This is a genomic window from Propionibacterium ruminifibrarum (assembly GCF_900289195.1).
Classification (GTDB): domain Bacteria; phylum Actinomycetota; class Actinomycetes; order Propionibacteriales; family Propionibacteriaceae; genus Propionibacterium; species Propionibacterium ruminifibrarum.
Genome location: NZ_OMOH01000014.1, coordinates 1 through 16,195, shown reverse-complemented (window position 1 = coordinate 16,195; position 16,195 = coordinate 1). Strand labels below are relative to the sequence as shown.

At 67.2% G+C, this 16,195-nt stretch carries 17 protein-coding genes; 10 read left to right on the top strand and 7 right to left on the bottom strand.

Annotation, left to right across the window (positions count from 1 at the left end; genetic code table 11):
• Nucleotides 1–31: 31 nt before the first annotated feature.
• The 4 genes from cysS to PROPJV5_RS11700 all read left to right on the top strand — a co-directional run bounded on the left by cysS (nt 32) and on the right by PROPJV5_RS11700 (nt 5,056).
• Complete coding sequence (cysS, locus tag PROPJV5_RS11715) at nt 32–1,435, top strand: cysteine--tRNA ligase (RefSeq protein ID WP_119716546.1); 1,404 nt, start codon at nt 32–34, stop codon at nt 1,433–1,435.
• Nucleotides 1,432–2,358: a 23S rRNA (guanosine(2251)-2'-O)-methyltransferase RlmB gene (gene rlmB / locus PROPJV5_RS11710; RefSeq protein WP_119716545.1), complete on the top strand. Its 927-nt coding sequence runs from the start codon at nt 1,432–1,434 to the stop codon at nt 2,356–2,358. The genes cysS and rlmB overlap by 4 nt, the downstream gene beginning before the upstream one ends.
• A gap of 253 nt (nt 2,359–2,611) precedes the next feature.
• Nucleotides 2,612–4,060: an amino acid permease gene (locus PROPJV5_RS11705; protein WP_119716544.1), complete on the top strand. Its 1,449-nt coding sequence runs from the start codon at nt 2,612–2,614 to the stop codon at nt 4,058–4,060.
• A gap of 42 nt (nt 4,061–4,102) precedes the next feature.
• A complete protein-coding gene (locus tag PROPJV5_RS11700; protein ID WP_239018498.1) occupies nt 4,103–5,056 on the top strand; it encodes an asparaginase in 954 nt (317 codons plus the stop codon).
• A gap of 20 nt (nt 5,057–5,076) precedes the next feature.
• Here the strand turns inward: PROPJV5_RS11700 and PROPJV5_RS11695 are convergent, their stop codons facing one another.
• Nucleotides 5,077–5,724, bottom strand: coding sequence for a class II aldolase/adducin family protein (locus tag PROPJV5_RS11695; RefSeq protein ID WP_119716542.1), 648 nt, complete (start codon nt 5,722–5,724; stop codon nt 5,077–5,079).
• Between the two features lie 16 nt (nt 5,725–5,740).
• Nucleotides 5,741–7,660 (bottom strand): BglG family transcription antiterminator, encoded by a 1,920-nt coding sequence (locus tag PROPJV5_RS11690; RefSeq protein ID WP_119716541.1) that lies wholly within the window; start codon nt 7,658–7,660, stop codon nt 5,741–5,743.
• Between the two features lie 255 nt (nt 7,661–7,915).
• Here PROPJV5_RS11690 and PROPJV5_RS11685 point away from each other — a divergent pair, with 255 nt between their 5' ends.
• From PROPJV5_RS11685 to PROPJV5_RS11660, 6 genes are all read left to right on the top strand, one after another.
• A complete protein-coding gene (locus tag PROPJV5_RS11685; RefSeq protein WP_119716540.1) occupies nt 7,916–8,974 on the top strand; it encodes an alcohol dehydrogenase catalytic domain-containing protein in 1,059 nt (352 codons plus the stop codon).
• A gap of 4 nt (nt 8,975–8,978) precedes the next feature.
• A complete protein-coding gene (locus PROPJV5_RS11680; protein ID WP_119716539.1) occupies nt 8,979–9,278 on the top strand; it encodes a PTS sugar transporter subunit IIB in 300 nt (99 codons plus the stop codon).
• A 43-nt stretch (nt 9,279–9,321) separates the two neighbouring features.
• A complete protein-coding gene (locus PROPJV5_RS11675; protein ID WP_119716538.1) occupies nt 9,322–10,572 on the top strand; it encodes a PTS transporter subunit IIC in 1,251 nt (416 codons plus the stop codon).
• 74 nt (nt 10,573–10,646) lie between these two features.
• Nucleotides 10,647–11,105: a PTS sugar transporter subunit IIA gene (locus tag PROPJV5_RS11670; RefSeq protein WP_119716537.1), complete on the top strand. Its 459-nt coding sequence runs from the start codon at nt 10,647–10,649 to the stop codon at nt 11,103–11,105.
• A 120-nt stretch (nt 11,106–11,225) separates the two neighbouring features.
• Complete coding sequence (locus tag PROPJV5_RS11665; protein WP_119716536.1) at nt 11,226–11,786, top strand: PadR family transcriptional regulator; 561 nt, start codon at nt 11,226–11,228, stop codon at nt 11,784–11,786.
• A 70-nt stretch (nt 11,787–11,856) separates the two neighbouring features.
• On the top strand, nt 11,857–13,551 hold the full coding sequence (locus PROPJV5_RS11660) for an ABC1 kinase family protein (RefSeq protein ID WP_119716535.1): 1,695 nt from the start codon (nt 11,857–11,859) through the stop codon (nt 13,549–13,551).
• Between the two features lie 23 nt (nt 13,552–13,574).
• On the opposite strand, the gene PROPJV5_RS11655 is transcribed toward PROPJV5_RS11660, so the two are convergent.
• The 5 genes from PROPJV5_RS11655 to PROPJV5_RS12760 form a co-directional block, all read right to left on the bottom strand.
• Nucleotides 13,575–14,468 carry a T6SS immunity protein Tdi1 domain-containing protein gene (locus PROPJV5_RS11655; RefSeq protein WP_182858711.1) on the bottom strand — a complete coding sequence of 298 codons (894 nt, stop codon included), beginning with the start codon at nt 14,466–14,468 and terminating at the stop codon, nt 13,575–13,577.
• Nucleotides 14,469–14,627: 159 nt separating this feature from the next.
• Nucleotides 14,628–14,987, bottom strand: a complete 360-nt coding sequence (locus tag PROPJV5_RS11650; RefSeq protein ID WP_147385448.1) for a hypothetical protein — start codon at nt 14,985–14,987, stop codon at nt 14,628–14,630.
• Nucleotides 14,988–15,073: 86 nt separating this feature from the next.
• Nucleotides 15,074–15,232 (bottom strand): hypothetical protein, encoded by a 159-nt coding sequence (locus tag PROPJV5_RS12620; protein WP_182858710.1) that lies wholly within the window; start codon nt 15,230–15,232, stop codon nt 15,074–15,076.
• Nucleotides 15,233–15,559: 327 nt separating this feature from the next.
• Complete coding sequence (locus PROPJV5_RS11645; RefSeq protein WP_119716532.1) at nt 15,560–15,865, bottom strand: polymorphic toxin type 15 domain-containing protein; 306 nt, start codon at nt 15,863–15,865, stop codon at nt 15,560–15,562.
• A gap of 44 nt (nt 15,866–15,909) precedes the next feature.
• The coding region (locus PROPJV5_RS12760) for a hypothetical protein (RefSeq protein ID WP_220474430.1) at nt 15,910–16,195 on the bottom strand (286 nt) is incomplete at its 5' end.

Below are 16,195 nucleotides of genomic sequence, written 5' to 3'. Positions count from 1 at the left end.
CCCGCGAGCCGGTGCTCGGTAGACTGCCGACGTGACGTTCCAGGTCTATGACGAGTCCACCGGCACCGTCGTGCCGTTCACCCCGCTGGTCGAGGGGACGGTGTCGATCTATCACTGCGGCCTCACCGTGCAGAGCCCGCCGCATCTGGGGCACATCCGCAAGGAGGTCGTCTTCGACGTCCTGCGCCGCTGGTTCACGGCGAACGGCTACCAGGTGAAGGTCGTCGCCAACATCACGGACATCAACGAGAAGATCTGGGCCAATGCCGAGGCGGCCGGCCTGGAGTGGTACGAGCTGGCCTACGCCATGGAACTCGAACTGCACCGCGCCTACACCGCGCTCGGCTGCATCCCGCCCGACTACGAGCCTCGTGCCACCGGCCACATCAGCGAGATGATCGAACTCACCCGGCGGCTCATCGAGCGCGGGCACGCCTACGTCGCCGAGGACGGCTCCGGCGACGTCTACTTCGACGTGCGCAGCTGGCCGGAGTACGGGTCCTTGTCCAACCAGCGCATCGAGGACATGGCCCCCGACGAGTCCGCCGACGAGCGCGGCAAGCGCGACCGCCGCGACTTCGCGCTGTGGAAGGGCAGCAAACCCGAAGAGCCCGCCACGGCGAGCTGGCCCAGCCCGTGGGGGCCAGGCCGCCCGGGCTGGCACCTGGAGTGCTCGGCGATGAGCCTGAAGTACCTCGGCGAGACCTTCGACATCCACGGCGGGGGCCTCGACCTGCGCTTCCCCCACCACGAGAACGAGCAGGCCCAGTCCCGGGCGGCCGGCTACGGCTTCGCCCGCTACTGGATGCACAACGCCTTCGTCACGATGGCGGGCGAGAAGATGAGCAAGTCGCTGGGCAACGGCGCGCTCGTCAGCGAGGTCACGAAGAAGTTCCCGCCGCGTGCCGTGCGGCTCTACCTGGCCCAGCCGCACTACCGCTCCACCATCGAGTACTCCGAGAACTCACTGGCCGAGGCCACCGCCCAGCTCGAGCGGATCGACACCTTCCTGAAGCGGGCCGGCGCCGCCGGCCCGGTCGACTTCGCCGCCGGGGACCTTCCCGGGGCCTTCGTCGAGGCCATGGACGACGACCTCGGCACCCCCGGCGCCTTCGCCGTCCTGCACGAGTCGGTCAGGGCGGGCAACAAGGCCCTGGACGCCGGCGACGAGGGCGGCGCCGCAGACGCCCTTCGGCAGGTGCGCGCCATGCTCCACGTGTTCGGCCTCGACCCGCACGACCCGCAGTGGGCCGGTGAGGGCGGCGCCGACTCGTCCGTCGTGGACGGTCTCGTCCGCCTCGTGCTGGAGCAGCGCCAGGCGGCCCGGTCGCGCAAGGACTACGCCGCGGCCGACCGGATCCGTGACGCGCTCACCGAGCTCGGGGTGCGCGTCGAGGACACGCCCGGCGGGACACGCTGGAGCGTGAGCAGGTGAGCCCGGCGCGCAAGGGGTCCGGGGGCAAGGGCCGCCGCAGGCTGTCCGGCCGCGGCCCCACCCCCAAGGCCGAGGACCGCGTCTACCACAAGGCCTACCGGGCCAAGCAGGAACGCCAGGCGCACCCCGAGAGCCGCGGTCCCAGGACGAGCCGGCCGAGCGGCTCCGGCCGCGGCGCCGGCCCCGACTGGGTCGTCGGACGCAATCCCGTGCTCGAGGCCCTGGAATCAGGCCTGCCGGTGCACCGCGCCTTCGTCGCCGAGGGGTCCGAGCGCGATGACCGGTTGCGCGAGATCTTCAAGTACGCCGCCGCGCACTCGCTGACGATGCTGCACGTGCCGCGCGCCGAGCTCGACAGGCTCACCGGCGGGGCCGTTCACCAGGGGGTGGCCATCCAGCTGCCCGAGTTCGAGTACGCCGACCTCGCCGACGCCATGGCCGCCGCGCTGGGCCGCGACGACGACCACGGCCTGCTCGTGGCCTGCGACGGCATCACCGACCCGCACAACCTCGGCGCGATCATCCGGTCTGCCGCCGCCTTCGGCGCCGACGCCGTCGTGATCCCCGAGCGCCGCAGCGCCTCGATGACCGCGGCCAGCTGGAAGTCCTCCGCCGGCGCGGCGGCGCGCCTCCCGGTCGTCCGCGTGAAGAACCTCAACCGGGCGCTCGAGCAGATGTCCGGCGCCGGGTTCACCGTCGCGGGGCTGGCCGGCGAGGGCGACACCGATGTGGCGGGCACCCCGGGCGTGAACGGGCCCCTGGTCCTGGTCGTCGGCTCCGAGGGGCAGGGCCTGTCGCGGCTCGTGCGCGAGCACTGCGACGCGCTCGTGGCGATACCGATCACCAGCGCCGTCGAGAGCCTCAACGCCTCGGTCGCCACCGCCATCGCGCTGTACGAGGTGAGCCGCTGCCGCGCGGACTAGCCGCCCCGGCGACGTTCGGTCCCCGGGTGAACCGCGGCACGGGCCGGTGCGGCCGGCGCCCGGGGCCGCTGCGGTCTCGACCCTCGTCACCCGGCAGCTCCCGGGCCCTCGTGGCGGCGGCCCGCTGAACGAGCCGCCGTCATGAATCGTGGCCCGCTCCCGCCCGGCCACGCGGGGTGCCTCCGCCCGGGACGGCAGAGTAGCCTGCTGTCACAGAAGGACGAGCAGAGCCGCTCGTCAGGGAAGGACCACCATGGCTGACAGCTCACCGGCACCCACCCCGGAGACCCACACCGTGGACAAGGGGGACGTCGGCTACAACAAGGCCTTGAAGAACCGCCACCTGCAGATGATCGCCATCGGCGGCTCCATCGGCACCGGCCTGTTCCTGGGTGCCGGCGGACGCCTGGCCCAGGGCGGTCCGGGCCTGGCGCTGGCCTACGCCATCTGCGGCATCTTCGCGTTCCTCATGGTCAGGGCCCTGGGCGAGCTGGCCATCCGCAGGCCCTCGTCGGGCGCGTTCGTCTCGTACGCCCGCGAGTTCCTCGGCGAGAAGGGCGCCTACGTCACCGGCTGGTTCTTCTTCCTGGACTGGGCCGTCACCGTCATGGCCGACATCACGGCCGTCGCGCTCTACCTGCACTACTGGACGCTGTTCCGGCCCATCCCGCAGTGGGTGCTGGCGCTCGTCGCCCTGGCGCTCGTCTTCGTGCTCAACATGCTCAGCGTGAAGATGTTCGGCGAGGCGGAGTTCTGGTTCGCCCTCATCAAGGTCGCGGCCATCGTCCTGTTCATGCTCATCGCCATCTGGGCGATCATCGTCGGCGCCCCGGTCGGCGAGTCGACCGCCGGCTTCCACAACGTCACCGAGAGCGGCGGCTTCTTCCCCATGGGCATCACCCCGGTCTTCGCGCTGACCCTGGGCGTCATCTTCGCCTTCGGCGGCACCGAGATGGTCGGCGTCGCCGCGGGCGAGGCGGCCGAGGCCAGCCGGGTCCTGCCCAAGGCCATCAACTCGATGATCCTGCGCATCTTCATCTTCTACGTCGGCTCGGTCATCCTCATGGCCCTGGTGCTGCCGTACACCGCCTACTCGTCGAACGAGTCGCCGTTCGTCACCTTCTTCACCGGCATCGGCATCCCGCACGCCGGCGACATCATCCAGGTCGTCGTGCTCACCGCGGCGCTGAGCTCGCTCAACGCCGGCCTGTACTCGACGGGCCGGACGCTGCGTTCGATGGCCGTCGCCGGCGAGGCCCCGGGCTTCGCCGCCCGCCTCAACAAGCACCAGGTGCCCTCCGGCGGCATCATCATCACCTCGGCGCTGGGCCTGTTCGGCGTCGCCCTCAACGCCTTCCTGGCCGAGGACGCCTTCGAGATCGTCATGAACCTGGCCGGCATCGGCATCGCCGGCACGTGGGCGATGATCCTCGTGACCCACCTGAGCTTCCTCAAGAAGGTCAGGGCCGGGCAGGACCAGCGGCCCGCCTACCGCCTGCCCGGAGCGCCGTTCACGAACTACCTGTCGCTGGCGTTCTTCATCATCGTCGTCGCCTCGAACCTCACCTCGGCCTCCGGCCGCTGGACCCTGCTGCTGTTCGTCATCGTCGTGGCGGCGATGGTCATCGGCTGGTTCGCGGTGCGCAACAACATCAAGGCCGATCTGCTCGACACCATGATCGCCACCGACGAGGAGGGCTGAGAAGTGCGCACCCACGTCCTGTACACCGGCGGCACGCTGGGCATGGTCGAGACCCCGCAGGGCCTCGCCCCGGGAGCGGACCTGGACCGCTGGCTCGGCAATCTGCTGGACGGCACCGACATGGCCGGCACCGTCGAGGTGACGCAGTTCGAACACCTCATCGACTCGTCGAACGCGACCCCTGACGACTGGCGGGCGATCGTCGACGACCTGTGGGCCCACCGCGACGCGGCGGACGCCTTCGTCGTCCTGCACGGCACCGACACGATGGCCTACACCTCGGCGGCCCTGTCGTACGCGCTGACCGGCTTCGGCAAGCCGGTCGTCCTCACCGGGGCCCAGTACCCGCTGGGGGTCGTCGGCAGCGACGCGGCGCCGAACGTGACAGGGGCGCTGCGCGCCGCGGCGAGCGGCCGGCTCGACGGGGTGGCCGTGTTCTTCGGCCACAAGCTGCTGCGCGGGAACCGGGTGACGAAGGTCTCGTCGTGGGCCTTCGAGGGCTTCGACTCCCCCGGCGTGCCGGCGCTGGCGCTCGCCGGGGCGCCGTGGCAGTGGAACGAGCCGGGGCAGTCCGGCTGCGGATGGGCGGACCCCGAGCCGTACGGGCGCCACGACGTGCTCGTGCTCGACCTCGCGCCGGGCATCAGCGCCCAGCGCCTGGCGGCCGTGCTCGACCCGGCACCGGAGGCGGTCGTCCTGCGTGCCTTCGGCACCGGGAACATGCCGAACGAGGAGCCGGGCCTGGCCGACGTGCTCACCCAGACGATGGCGGCCGGTGTTCCCCTGGTCGTCGCCTCCCAGTGCGTGCAGGCCGATGTGCTGCTCGGCCACTACGAGGCCAGCCACGCGCTGGCCTCGGGCGGGGCGATCAGCGCCCGCGACATGACCCTCGAGGCGCTCTACGCCAAGCTCGTCTTCCTGCTCTCGCAGGGGGTGCGCGGCGCCGAACTCGCACGCTGGATGGGCGCGAACGTTGCCGGGGAGCTGACCCTCTGACCGGCGGGCCGAGGCGGACTTCAGCGGTCGATCCGTGTCGGCACGTAGGTCTTCAGCCCGTCGAGGACCTGGGCCATCTGGGCCTCGTCCAGCGTCTTGACGGCCGCCCCGGTCGCCATGGCGCGCAGCTGGATCTCGCAGACGTACTCCAGGTAGGGCAGCAGCGAGAAGGCCTTCGTCAGGCTCGGCCCGATCGTGATGGCCCCGTGGTTCGCCATGAGCGCGCCAAGGCGACCCTGCAGGGCGGCGCAGACGTTGTCGGCGAGCTCATCGGTGCCGAAGCGGGCGTACGGTGCGACGCGGATCGGGCCGCCGAACATGCCCGAGTAGTAGTGCGAGCACGGCACCTCGTCGACGACCAGGCCGAGCGCGGTGGAGGCCGGCGCGTGGTTGTGGGTGATGGCGCCGGCGCCGGTCCCGCGGTAGACGGCGAGGTGCAGGGGCAGCTCGCTCGACGGTTTGAGCGCGGCGTCGACCACGGCGCCGTCCAGGTCGTGCACGCCGACCATCTCGGGCGTCAGGTCCTGGTATTCGACCGCCGACGGGGAGATGGCGACCCGGTCGCCCACCCGCATCGAGACGTTGCCGGCGGTCCCGACGACCAGACCGAGCCGCTGCATGTCCTGGCAGGCCCGCACGACCGCGCGGCGTTCTTCCTCGAGAATCATGATTCTCCCTTCCGGATCAGCCCAGCTGATCCCTGTTGGGGGCAACGAGTTGGCTGCCCAGCAATTGCGCGAAGGCCTCGAAATCGGTGACCCTTTTCAGCTCCGAGAAGAGCCGCGGATCGTAGAGGAGGCTGATGAGTGGCTGATAGAACTGGATGAATTCGTCGTAATCGGCACCGTTGATGGCGAGCATGAAGACAAGGCTGACATCGGCCGTCTCCCACGGTATGGGCGAGGACGGGATGAGCACGGCGACCTTCGTCTCGTGCGCCATGAAATCCATGGAGTGCGGCAGCGCGAATCTGCGCGCGAAGGCCGTCGGGGAATAGGTCTCGCGCAGCAGGACGCTGTCCTCGAACTCCTCCGGGACGTATCCCTTGTCGCGCAGGGCGCCGGACAGGAAATGGATCGTGCTCGTCGCGTCCGGGAAGGAGGGGCCGACGAAGAACAGGCCGGGGTCGAGGAATTTCGACATGATGGCGGCCATGCGGGTGCGCATCTTCGCGGAGAATTCGCGCAGGATCGCGGCGTCGACGGCTGTGCAGTCCAGTTCCGACAGCACGGCACTGATCCGCACGCTCGGGTGCACGCCGGGGGCCTCGTCGGTCGTGGTGATGACCAGGTCGCACTCGATGGCGTCGGCCTCCCGGTTGCTCGCCACGATGTCGACGATCCGCAGCCGGTCGGGGAATCTCTCGACGAGCTCGGCCAGCAGCCAGTCCTGGAGCGCGTGGTAGCGCGGGCAGACCACCACCGCCGAAATGGCGCGTTCGTCGGTTGGAGGCTGCTCGGTGTGCAGCCCCAGGTAGATGACGAGCAGGCCGATCTCGTCGTCGGAGAAGTTGATGGTCAGCGCCTTCGACAGCCTGTCGGCCAGGTAGACGGCCACGTCGTACAGGAAGGGCGAGCGGGCCCGCAGGGATTCCTGCAGGTTGTTGCGGAAGTAGGGCAGCTTGCGGGGGCGGGCCACCAGGCGCAGCACGTGGTCGCAGATGTTCCGGGACAGTTTCCCGTAGTCGACCTCGAGGTTGAAGTGCCCGATGGTCTCGTCGAGGCAGGCCCGGATGGCTTCCGCCGCGCCGCTGTCCTCGGCGTCGGGCCGGCCGCCGGGAGATGTCACGCCATGGTCGAGGGCGAGGCCGAGGAGGGCCCGCACGTACTCGCGGTCCGATGGCGCGAAGGTCCTTTCCGGGTAGGCCCTCCCGAGCCTGGCGAGAAGCCGCCCGGTCAGTTCGTCGGCCCCGGTGCCGCTGGCGCGCGGCACGTGCGGCGCGGCCGGTGGGTGGTCGAAGCGTTGCAGGCAGATCGCGAGGCTGACGACGGTGTTGGAGAGCTGGATGTCGTTGATGTCGGCGCGGGTCTCCTCGACGGCCGCGCGCAGCTCGGCCTCCACCACGGACAACTCGACGTCCGGCAGGTAGCGCTTCATCTTCTCGGTACGCCCGACGGCGACGTCCATCGCATTGTGGACGAGCTCGCCGAGCAGCCGCCGCAGATCGAGTTCGTCGCCGGACAGCTCGACACGCGCCCCCGAGGTCGTGAGGGACAGGCCGTACTCGGCCGCCTTCGGAACGAGGTGCTGCAGTGCCGCCCGCGTGACGGACTCGCTGAGATAGCAGTCGCGCATGATGTCGTAGACATCGGTGACCGGGGCGTTGAAGAGGTACAGCAGAATCCGTTCCTGGTGCCCCAGCTCGGTGCCCAGGTCGGAGTTCCTGGCGACCAGGTCGTAATAAACCGGACGATTCAGGCGATATCCCTTGGGAGTCGCCTCGATGACCTCGGCCTTGGCCATTCCATTGGTCCGGGAGATGTCGTACCGCAATGTCCGTGCACTCACCCCGAGAAGATCGGCGAGTTCACGGCCGGTGATGACGTGATCGAGCTCGCTGAGCAATTCCAGTAGAAGAGACTGGCGTTCGGAGAAAAGGATCACCTGTGACACCTCCCGGGCTCACGGTAGCAACGCCCCCGGTCTGCTCGGCACACGATTGTTGCCGCCCCGCAAGGAACAATCATCTGCCGCGGGCGTGGCAATCAGTCGTTGCAGCCCCTGCGGCAGAAACAAGTATGCGACATGGTCACCGCAACACAAGGATTGTGTCGTGCCCCGGGCCGCACGGATCGGTGCCGGAACACGAAAACCCAGAAGACGTGCCGTCGACGGCGACGGCGGACGAGGAGCTCATCGATGACAGACGTGATGGACGCGGCCGTCATGCACGGTCCCGGCGACATCAGGTTCGAGCAGGTGCCGAGGCCGCAGTGCCCCGACGGCGGGTTCGTCCTCCGGGTTGACGCCGTCGGCCTGTGCGGGTCAGACATCAGGAACCTGACGACCGATTCCCGCAGGGGCGCCTACCCCCACATCTACGGGCACGAGGTGGTGGGCACGGTGGCCGAGGTGTCGCCCGGGGTCACCGCCTACGAGCCGGGCCAGCGGCTCTACGTCTACCCCGAGGCCCACTGCCTGAAGTGCGACTACTGCCGGGCCGGCCACCACGAGCACTGCACCGACGTCGAGTCCTACACCAGCCGCCCGGGCGGTTTCGCCCAGTACATCGCCTACACGGCCAAACGGGTGGAGCGCGGCGCAACCTTCACCCTGCCCGCCGGCGTCGACCCCGTGCGGGCGAGCCTGGCCGAGCCCCTGTCGAGCACCTACGCGTGCGTCGAGAACATCGACGTGAGGCTCGGGGACACCGTGGCGATCCTCGGCGCCGGTCCGATCGGCGTCTTCCTGGCGGTGCTGTCGAGGATGCGCGGGGCCTCGAAGGTCATCCTCATCGACGTGACCCAGGACCGCCTGGACAAGTCCGGGGCCTTCGACATCGACCACCGCATCAACTCGAGCACGGTCGAGCCCGTCGAGGAGGTCAGGCGGCTCACCGGCGGGCTGGGCGTCGACAAGGCGATCTCGGCCAACCCGACGACGGCCGGCCAGCAGCAGGCGCTGGCGATGACCCGGCCGTGCGGCACCGTCGTCTTCTTCGGCGGCGTCCCCAAGGGGGCGCTGACCGAGATCGACTCGAACACCGTGCACTACAACAGCCTGTGGATCTACGGCCACTACGGCGCGAACAGCATGCAGGTGCAGCGCGCCTTCGAACTCGCCATCGACCCGGCGTTCCCGGCCGAGGCGATCATCACCCACGTCCTGCCCCTGAACCACATCAACGAGGCAATCGACCTGACCCGCACCGGAGAGGCGCTCAAGGTCGTTCTGAAACCCAACCCCGAGGAGAAGTGAAGCAATGAACAAGGAAGTCAAGATCCTCATCGCCTGCGGCAGCGGCATCGCCACGAGCACCGTCGCCCAGGAGAAGGTGAAGAAGATCCTCGCCGAGGCGAACATTCCCGCCAAGATCACCAAGGGAACCGTCTCGCAGATCCAGTCCCTGGCGAACAGCGTCGACATCGTCATGGTGACGACGAAGTACCCCGGCACGATCGACAAGCCCGTCGTGCAGGTCTTCGGCCTCATCTCCGGGATCAACGAGGACAAGGTCGCCCAGCAGGTCGTGGACACCTGCCGGGCCGTCCTCGACGCCTGAACCAGCCACTCACGAATTCTGATCACACCGAAGGAGAACAACCATGCTCAGCGTCGTTCAGGGCATCATGAACCTCGGCGCAGCAGTGATGCTCCCGATCGTCATGACCATTCTGTGCCTCATCTTCCGCATGGGCATCGGGAAATCGATCCGCGCCGGCCTCATGATCGGCATCGGTTTCTCCGGCCTGGTCATGGTCATCAATGCCCTCATGGCCACCGTTGAGCCGGCCATCGAGTACTACCGCGGTCTGCAGGGCGGCGGGTTCACCACCGTCGACGTCGGCTGGGCCGCGGTCGGCGCGGCCTCGTGGGCCGCCCCCTTCGCGGCGCCAGCCGTTCTCATCATCGTGGTCATCAACATCATCATGATCGCCCTGAAGTGGACCAATGTGCTCAACGTCGACATCTGGAACTACATCCACTTCCTCATCCCGGGCAGCATGGCCTACGCCCTGACCGGAAACCTGTGGATCGGGCTGGGGATCGTACTGGTCCTCGCCATCATCACACTGGTGCTCGCCCAGGTCATCGCCCCGTACTGGCAGGAGTACTACGGCTTGGAGGGGACGACCTGCTCAACCCTGTCGTTCATCTCGTTCGCCTGGCCGTTCGGCATCGTCTTCAACAAGCTCATCGACCGCATCCCCGGGTTGCGCAAGATCGATCTGTCGATGGAGAAGGTCGGGGAGAAACTCGGTTTCTTCGGCGATCCGGCGTTCATCGGTGTCATCGTCGGCGTCTTCCTCGGTCTGCTCACCCGCCAGAGCTGGCAGGGCGTGCTCGCCATGGGCATCGGCATCGCCGCCGCGCTCGTCCTGCTGCCGCGCATGGTCTCGGTCATGATGGAGGGTCTGAGTACTGTCGGCGAGGGTTCGCAGGCCTTCATGAAGCGTCATCTCGGTGAGGACCGGGAACTCAACATCGGCATGGACGTCGCCCTTGCCCTCGGTGATCCGACAGCAATCACGACGACCGTTCTCATGATCCCGTTGTCAATCGTGTTCGCCTTCGTCATCCCCAACATGACTTATTTCCCGGTCGGCGTACTGACAGTCATCGTCTACATGGTCCCGATGATCGCACTGGCCTGCAAGGGGAATCTGTTCCGCACCCTGATCACCAGCGCCATATTCCTGTTCTTCGTCGAGTGGCTGGCCAACATCTTCGCACCCGAGGCGACCGCCATGATGACGACGATGGGCGTGGAGGTCAACGGCATGGTCACTGACGCCTTCTTCGGCTACAACCTGCCGAACATCATCATCGAGACCATCCACCACATCTTCGGGTGAACACCTGGTAGCCCATGACTGAATGATGGTCCATGAGCCGGCCAATATGACATCCAGACGAAAGATCCAGCACCGTGACTGCCCTCATCTCCCCGGAACTCGTCCATGTACACCTGTCAGTCGCCGACAGAAAAGAACTCCTCACGATCATGGCCGCACGCCTGGAAGACCTAGGCCATGTGCACAGCACCTTCCTCCAAGGACTGTTGACACGCGAGAGTAGATTCCCCACCGGGCTGCCCATCAGCGGCGGGGTAGCCATTCCCCACACCGATCCGGAGCACGTCCGCACCAGCGCCATCTCGGTCGCAACCTTGGCCACTCCGGTCGGGTTCGGCGCTATGGCAGGTGACGGGGACGAGGTTCCCGTGCGCTTGGTCATCATGCTGGCGTTGCAGGGTTCCAGCGACCATCTGGGGGTGCTCCAAAAATTGATGAAGAGCCTGCAGGACACGGAGTTCGTCCAGGATCTGCTCACCTCCGACTCGGCGCAGGACGTCGCGGAGCGAGCCGCAGCGGCCTTCGATCTGTGAGGCGCCCGGCAGGGGCCATGGTCGCACCACCGAGTTCCCACACCTCTCGATCAGCGATAGATTCCGATGTATCGTTGATGCCGTAACCCGGCCCCGAGCCGGACCAGGAGAGGAGCCATCATGTACTCGACATTCCCCATGGGCGGGCGTCCTGGGCGTCATGGCCGCCGCGGCGACAGAATGTTCCCCTTCGACGCGATCGAGGACCAGCTGAGGGATCTGACGGGGCCTCGCGGCGGCCGGGCCGGGCGCGGTGACGTGCGGGCGGCGGTGCTGGCGCTGCTGGCCGAGGAGCCGATGCACGGCTACCAGATCATCCGCGAGATCACCGAGCGCAGCGCCGGCGTGTGGAAGCCGAGCGCCGGCTCGGTGTACCCCACCTTGCAGATGCTGGCCGACGAGGGCCTGGTGGAGGTGGCAGAGCAGGACGGCAAGAAGGTGTACAACCTCACCGAGGCCGGCCGCGCCGAGGCCGAGGCCGCCAGTGGTCGCCCGGCACCCTGGAAGAGTGCGGCAGAGCAGGACGTGCCCGAGTCGATGGTGCTGCCGAGAGCGGCGATGCGGCTGGTGCAGGCCGTCGCACAGGTCGCCACGAGCGGCACCCCCGTGCAGGTCAGGGCCGCCACCGACGTCATCGACGAGGCGCGCCGCCGGATCTACACGGTTCTCGCCGAGGATTGAGCGACGGCCTGGGGCCGTGCGAAAGACTGGGGGCGGGGCCGGACCGTGACCCGGTGCCCGTGGAGGTCAGATGAGCGGCAGCAGACATCTTCGAGCCCGCTACCGGAGGATCCTGGGCTTCTTCGCCCGGCTCATCGCGCAGCTGTGGTTCTTCGACGCCGTGCTGCCGCGCCTCGGCCTTCACCGGCTGTCCGAGCGGGGCCGGGAACGACGGCTGCGCAAGGCGGCGGTGGGGTTCCACGATCTCGCCGCCGACTTGGGCGGGCTCATGATCAAGGTGGGCCAGTTCATGTCGACCCGCCTGGACGTGCTGCCGCCCACCGTCACCGACGAGCTCTCGGGGCTGCAGGACGAGGCCCCGCCGGTGCCCTACGAGCAGGTGCTCCCCGCGGCCGAGGCGGCGCTGGGCATGCCCCTGTCGGAGGCCTTCGAGTACTTCGAGCCCGAGCCGCTGGCGGCGGCCTCGCTGGGGCAGGTCCACCGGGCCCGGCTGACGCGGTCAGAGGCCCGCGACGTGGGTTTCCGCGACGTGGTCGTGAAGGTGCAGCGCCCCGGCATCGAGCAGGTGACCGACGTGGACCTGGCGGCACTGCGGCGGGCGGCCGGCTGGATCGCGCACTACCGTCCGATCGCCGAGCGCGCGGACATGCCCGCCCTCGTCGAGGAGTTCGCCCGCACGACGGCCGAGGAACTCGACTACCTCAACGAGGCGGGGAACGCCGAGCGGTTCGCCGAGAGTTTCGCCGACGCCCCGCAGGTGGGTTACCCGCTCGTCGTGTGGGAGCGCACCTCGCCGCGGGTGCTCACCCTGTCGGACGTGACGGCGATCAAGATCAGTGACGTCGAGGCGATCGAGGCGGCCGGCATCGACCGGCGCGAGGTGGCCTTCGCGGTGGCCGACGCCTACATCGAGCAGGTCTTCAACCTGGGTTTCTTCCACGCCGACCCGCACCCGGGCAACCTGTTCATCACGCCCCTGCCCCGGGCACAGGCCGCCGAGGCCGGACGGAGCTGGCGGCTCACCTTCGTCGACTTCGGGATGATGGGCCAGGTGCCGGACAACCTGCGTGACGAGCTGAAGGAGGTCGTCGTCGCGGTGGGGCTGCGCGACAGCCACCGGCTGCTGGGCTGCATGCAGGACCTCGACATGCTGCTGCCCTCGGCCGATCTGGCGCTCATCGAGCGGGCGGTGAGCCAGCTCTTCGACCGTTTCGGCGGCATGAGCCTGGCGGACATGCGCACCGTCGACCCGAAGGAGTTCGTCGCCTTCGGCATGCAGTTCCGCGATCTCATGGCCACGATGCCCTTCCAGCTGCCGCAGAACTTCCTGCTGCTCATCCGCGCGGCCTCGCTCATGAACGGCCTGTGCGTGGAGCTGTACCCCGAGTACAACCTGTGGGACTCGGTGGAGCCCTACGCCCGCAGTCTCGTGACCGGCACGCCCGGCTCGCAGCTGGGAGTGGCGCTCGAGGAGTCCAGGTCGATGGCCTCCCTCGCCGTCGGACTGCCGCGTCGCATCGACCGGGTGCTCACGATGGTCGAGCGGGGCCAGCTCAGCGTGCAGACCCCGGACGCGGTGAGGCAGATCCGCCGGGCCGAGCAGGGCCAGGACCGGACGGTGGCCGCGGTGGTGTTCGCCGGGATGCTCGTCGGCGGCATCGTGCTGCGCGGCAGCGAACCGGTGTGGGGGCTGACGTTGATGGGGCTCTCGCTGCTGCCGCTGGGCAAGGCGCTGCTCGGCGGACGGGGGCCGTGGGCGCGGTGATGAGCAGCTGACGGATGCCGGTATCAGGGTTCTTTGGGCGTGCCGGTTGCCTGGGCGATGAAGTCCAGGTGCGTCCACATCTCGCACGGGTCGAGCCGGTTCACGTCCTCGGGCCCGCCCAGCCGCAGGAGCGGTACGTAGGCGAAGCAGTCATCGACGTCGAGGATGCCGTACCGGCAGGCGACCTGCCGGTAGGTCTGGCCGTCCATGAACTCGTTGCGGAAATCCTCGCTGTGCAGCATGTACAGGGCCACCAAAGCATTGGACTCCAGCTCGCCGGAGGTCCTGTGCCGGTAGTCGTAGAACACGAACCGGCCGGCCCGCCAGTAGACGACATCGCCCAGGGCCGTGGTGAAGACCGGCACCATGTCGTCGCCGGCAGGGGCCACGCGCTGGAGCCGGTTGACGGCGTGGGCCGGGTCGACCAGCCGCACCATGCCGTCATCGAAATAGGCCACGCCGTACTGGCTCCACAGGTCCCCGATCGCCTCGGGCACGAGGGGCCGGTAGTGCTCCAGCACCTGGTCGTCGATCTTCCTCACGCTGGTCACCTCGTCGCGGCGCTGCCCGTGGCTGGCCAGCCAGGTTGGGGTGCGCCCATCATCACGGGGGAACAGTTCCAGTTCACGGGCGCAGTCCTGCGCCGTGTAGGGGGGATCCAGCTGGGGCTCGCGGCTGTCCTGCCGCATCGTCATACGGGTACCGGTCCCCACCTCCACGACGAACTTGGCGTAGGTGAACGCGCCACTGCCGGGCTCGGCCAGCACGCTGCGCAGCGCGATCATCTGATCGTACAGCTCGGCCGGTGCCACATTGTCGTAGGGCCGATTGTCGTGGTACGAACGGATCCAGCCGCCGTGCCGCTCGCCCACGGCCTGCACCACGGCCTGCAAGTAATCGGCTCGGTTCTCCCGCATCCACCCGACCAACCTCTGGTACAGGGCCTTGATCTTCTCTTCCTTGGCATCAGGACCAAAACCCGGCACAGTCATTCCGATACACCTCTCTCCCGGCCCGAAGCCAAGTACTCCTCGTCCCTTTTGACAATCCTCATCATTGACGACCAGTACCCGCGCCTACGCCTCATCCGGCAACGGCCTGCTTATGTCCATACCCTCGGGCAACACCGACGACAAGTCCACACCAGCCTTCACGAACGGACGCAAGAGAACCTCAACCGCCCACACCGGCAACCGGTCAGCAATACCCACGATATATGGGGCAATGGACTTCGCATAACAGACCCCTTCACGAGTGTACCGGCCAACAGACTCATCGTCATACTGGGGCTGGTAACAATCTCCCAGTGCAACCAACATTCTTTCAGTGGTAGCAGAAATGCCTGTTTCCAGACACTGCTCAAGAGCCCAAGCATACTCATCGAAATCAAGATCATCCTTTGTCTCGCCGACCACGACCCACTGGTCGTGGGACATGGAATCCATCAAGCCGACAAACGCTACGACCTCACAACCCCGCGGACCATACTTCTCCCACGGTTCACGCACTCGTTTACCGACCATCACTCATCAACCGGCGAGTCATCATCACCGACGTGCGGCAGCGGACGGCTTATGTCCATGCCCTCAGGCAACACCGGGGACAGGTCCACACCAGCCTTCACGAACGGACGCAGAATCACCTCAACAGCCCACGCAGGCAGCCGGTCGGCAATACCCACGATATACGGCGCAATGGACTTCGCATCACGGACCCCCCACGCGTATACCGACCTACAGCCTCATCATCATACTGGGGCCGGTAACGATCACCCAAAGAAGACAACGCCTTTACAACAGTAGCGGAAATACTTATCTTCTTGCATTCCTGAAGAGCACCCATGTATTCATCAAAAACGTTATTCTTCTCAGTCTCGCCAACAGTAACCCATTGATCATGAGACATTGAATCCATCAGCCCAACGAATGCCTCAACCTCTCGACCCCGCCGACCGTACTTCTCCCACGACTCGCGCACCCGTTTACCAGCCATCTCATTTCTTCCTTCATCACGGCAGGCCAATGAAATTAGTCGTCTTACCATTCACCAGAAACTCCGTATTCACCCGAACATCACCGCGCAACTCTTCCGGAATATCAGAAACTGCGTCCTCCATGCGGCGATTATAGCTTCGTACGGTATCGGAATTTGACCAGTGTCGGCCCATTTCTGAGTTGGCGGTGTTGCCGGGGACGGTTTCGGTGCCGAAGCCAGTGAAGTTGTCGGGGTTGCCGCCGATGACCCGGTCGGGGCCGTGCAGGGCCTCGTGGTGGGAGAGCACATCCTTTACCCGTGACCTCGCTTCCTGTCCCACAGGAGATCAGGGAAGACAACTGAGCCCAAGGCTGGGTCTGGGTTTCAACCTTTGAAGATTCGGGTTAGTTCGGTTCTCAGCACATCTTCGTCGCCTGAGTACATGTCGTCCTCCCAGTCGCTGGCCAGGTAGTTGGGTGGGGCGTCGTGGTAGGACACGAATCTCATCTCGGGGGGCTGGCGGGTCATTTTCACTGCCCCGAACAGCGCCCCGGGTCGGCCGTCCCGGTATGCCCGGGCATGCCATGTCCCGGCGGCCGCTGCGAGTTCCTCGGCATACCGGCCGGCAGGCCAGCCCGTGATCTCGCCGCCGTCGGCCAGGGCCCTGATC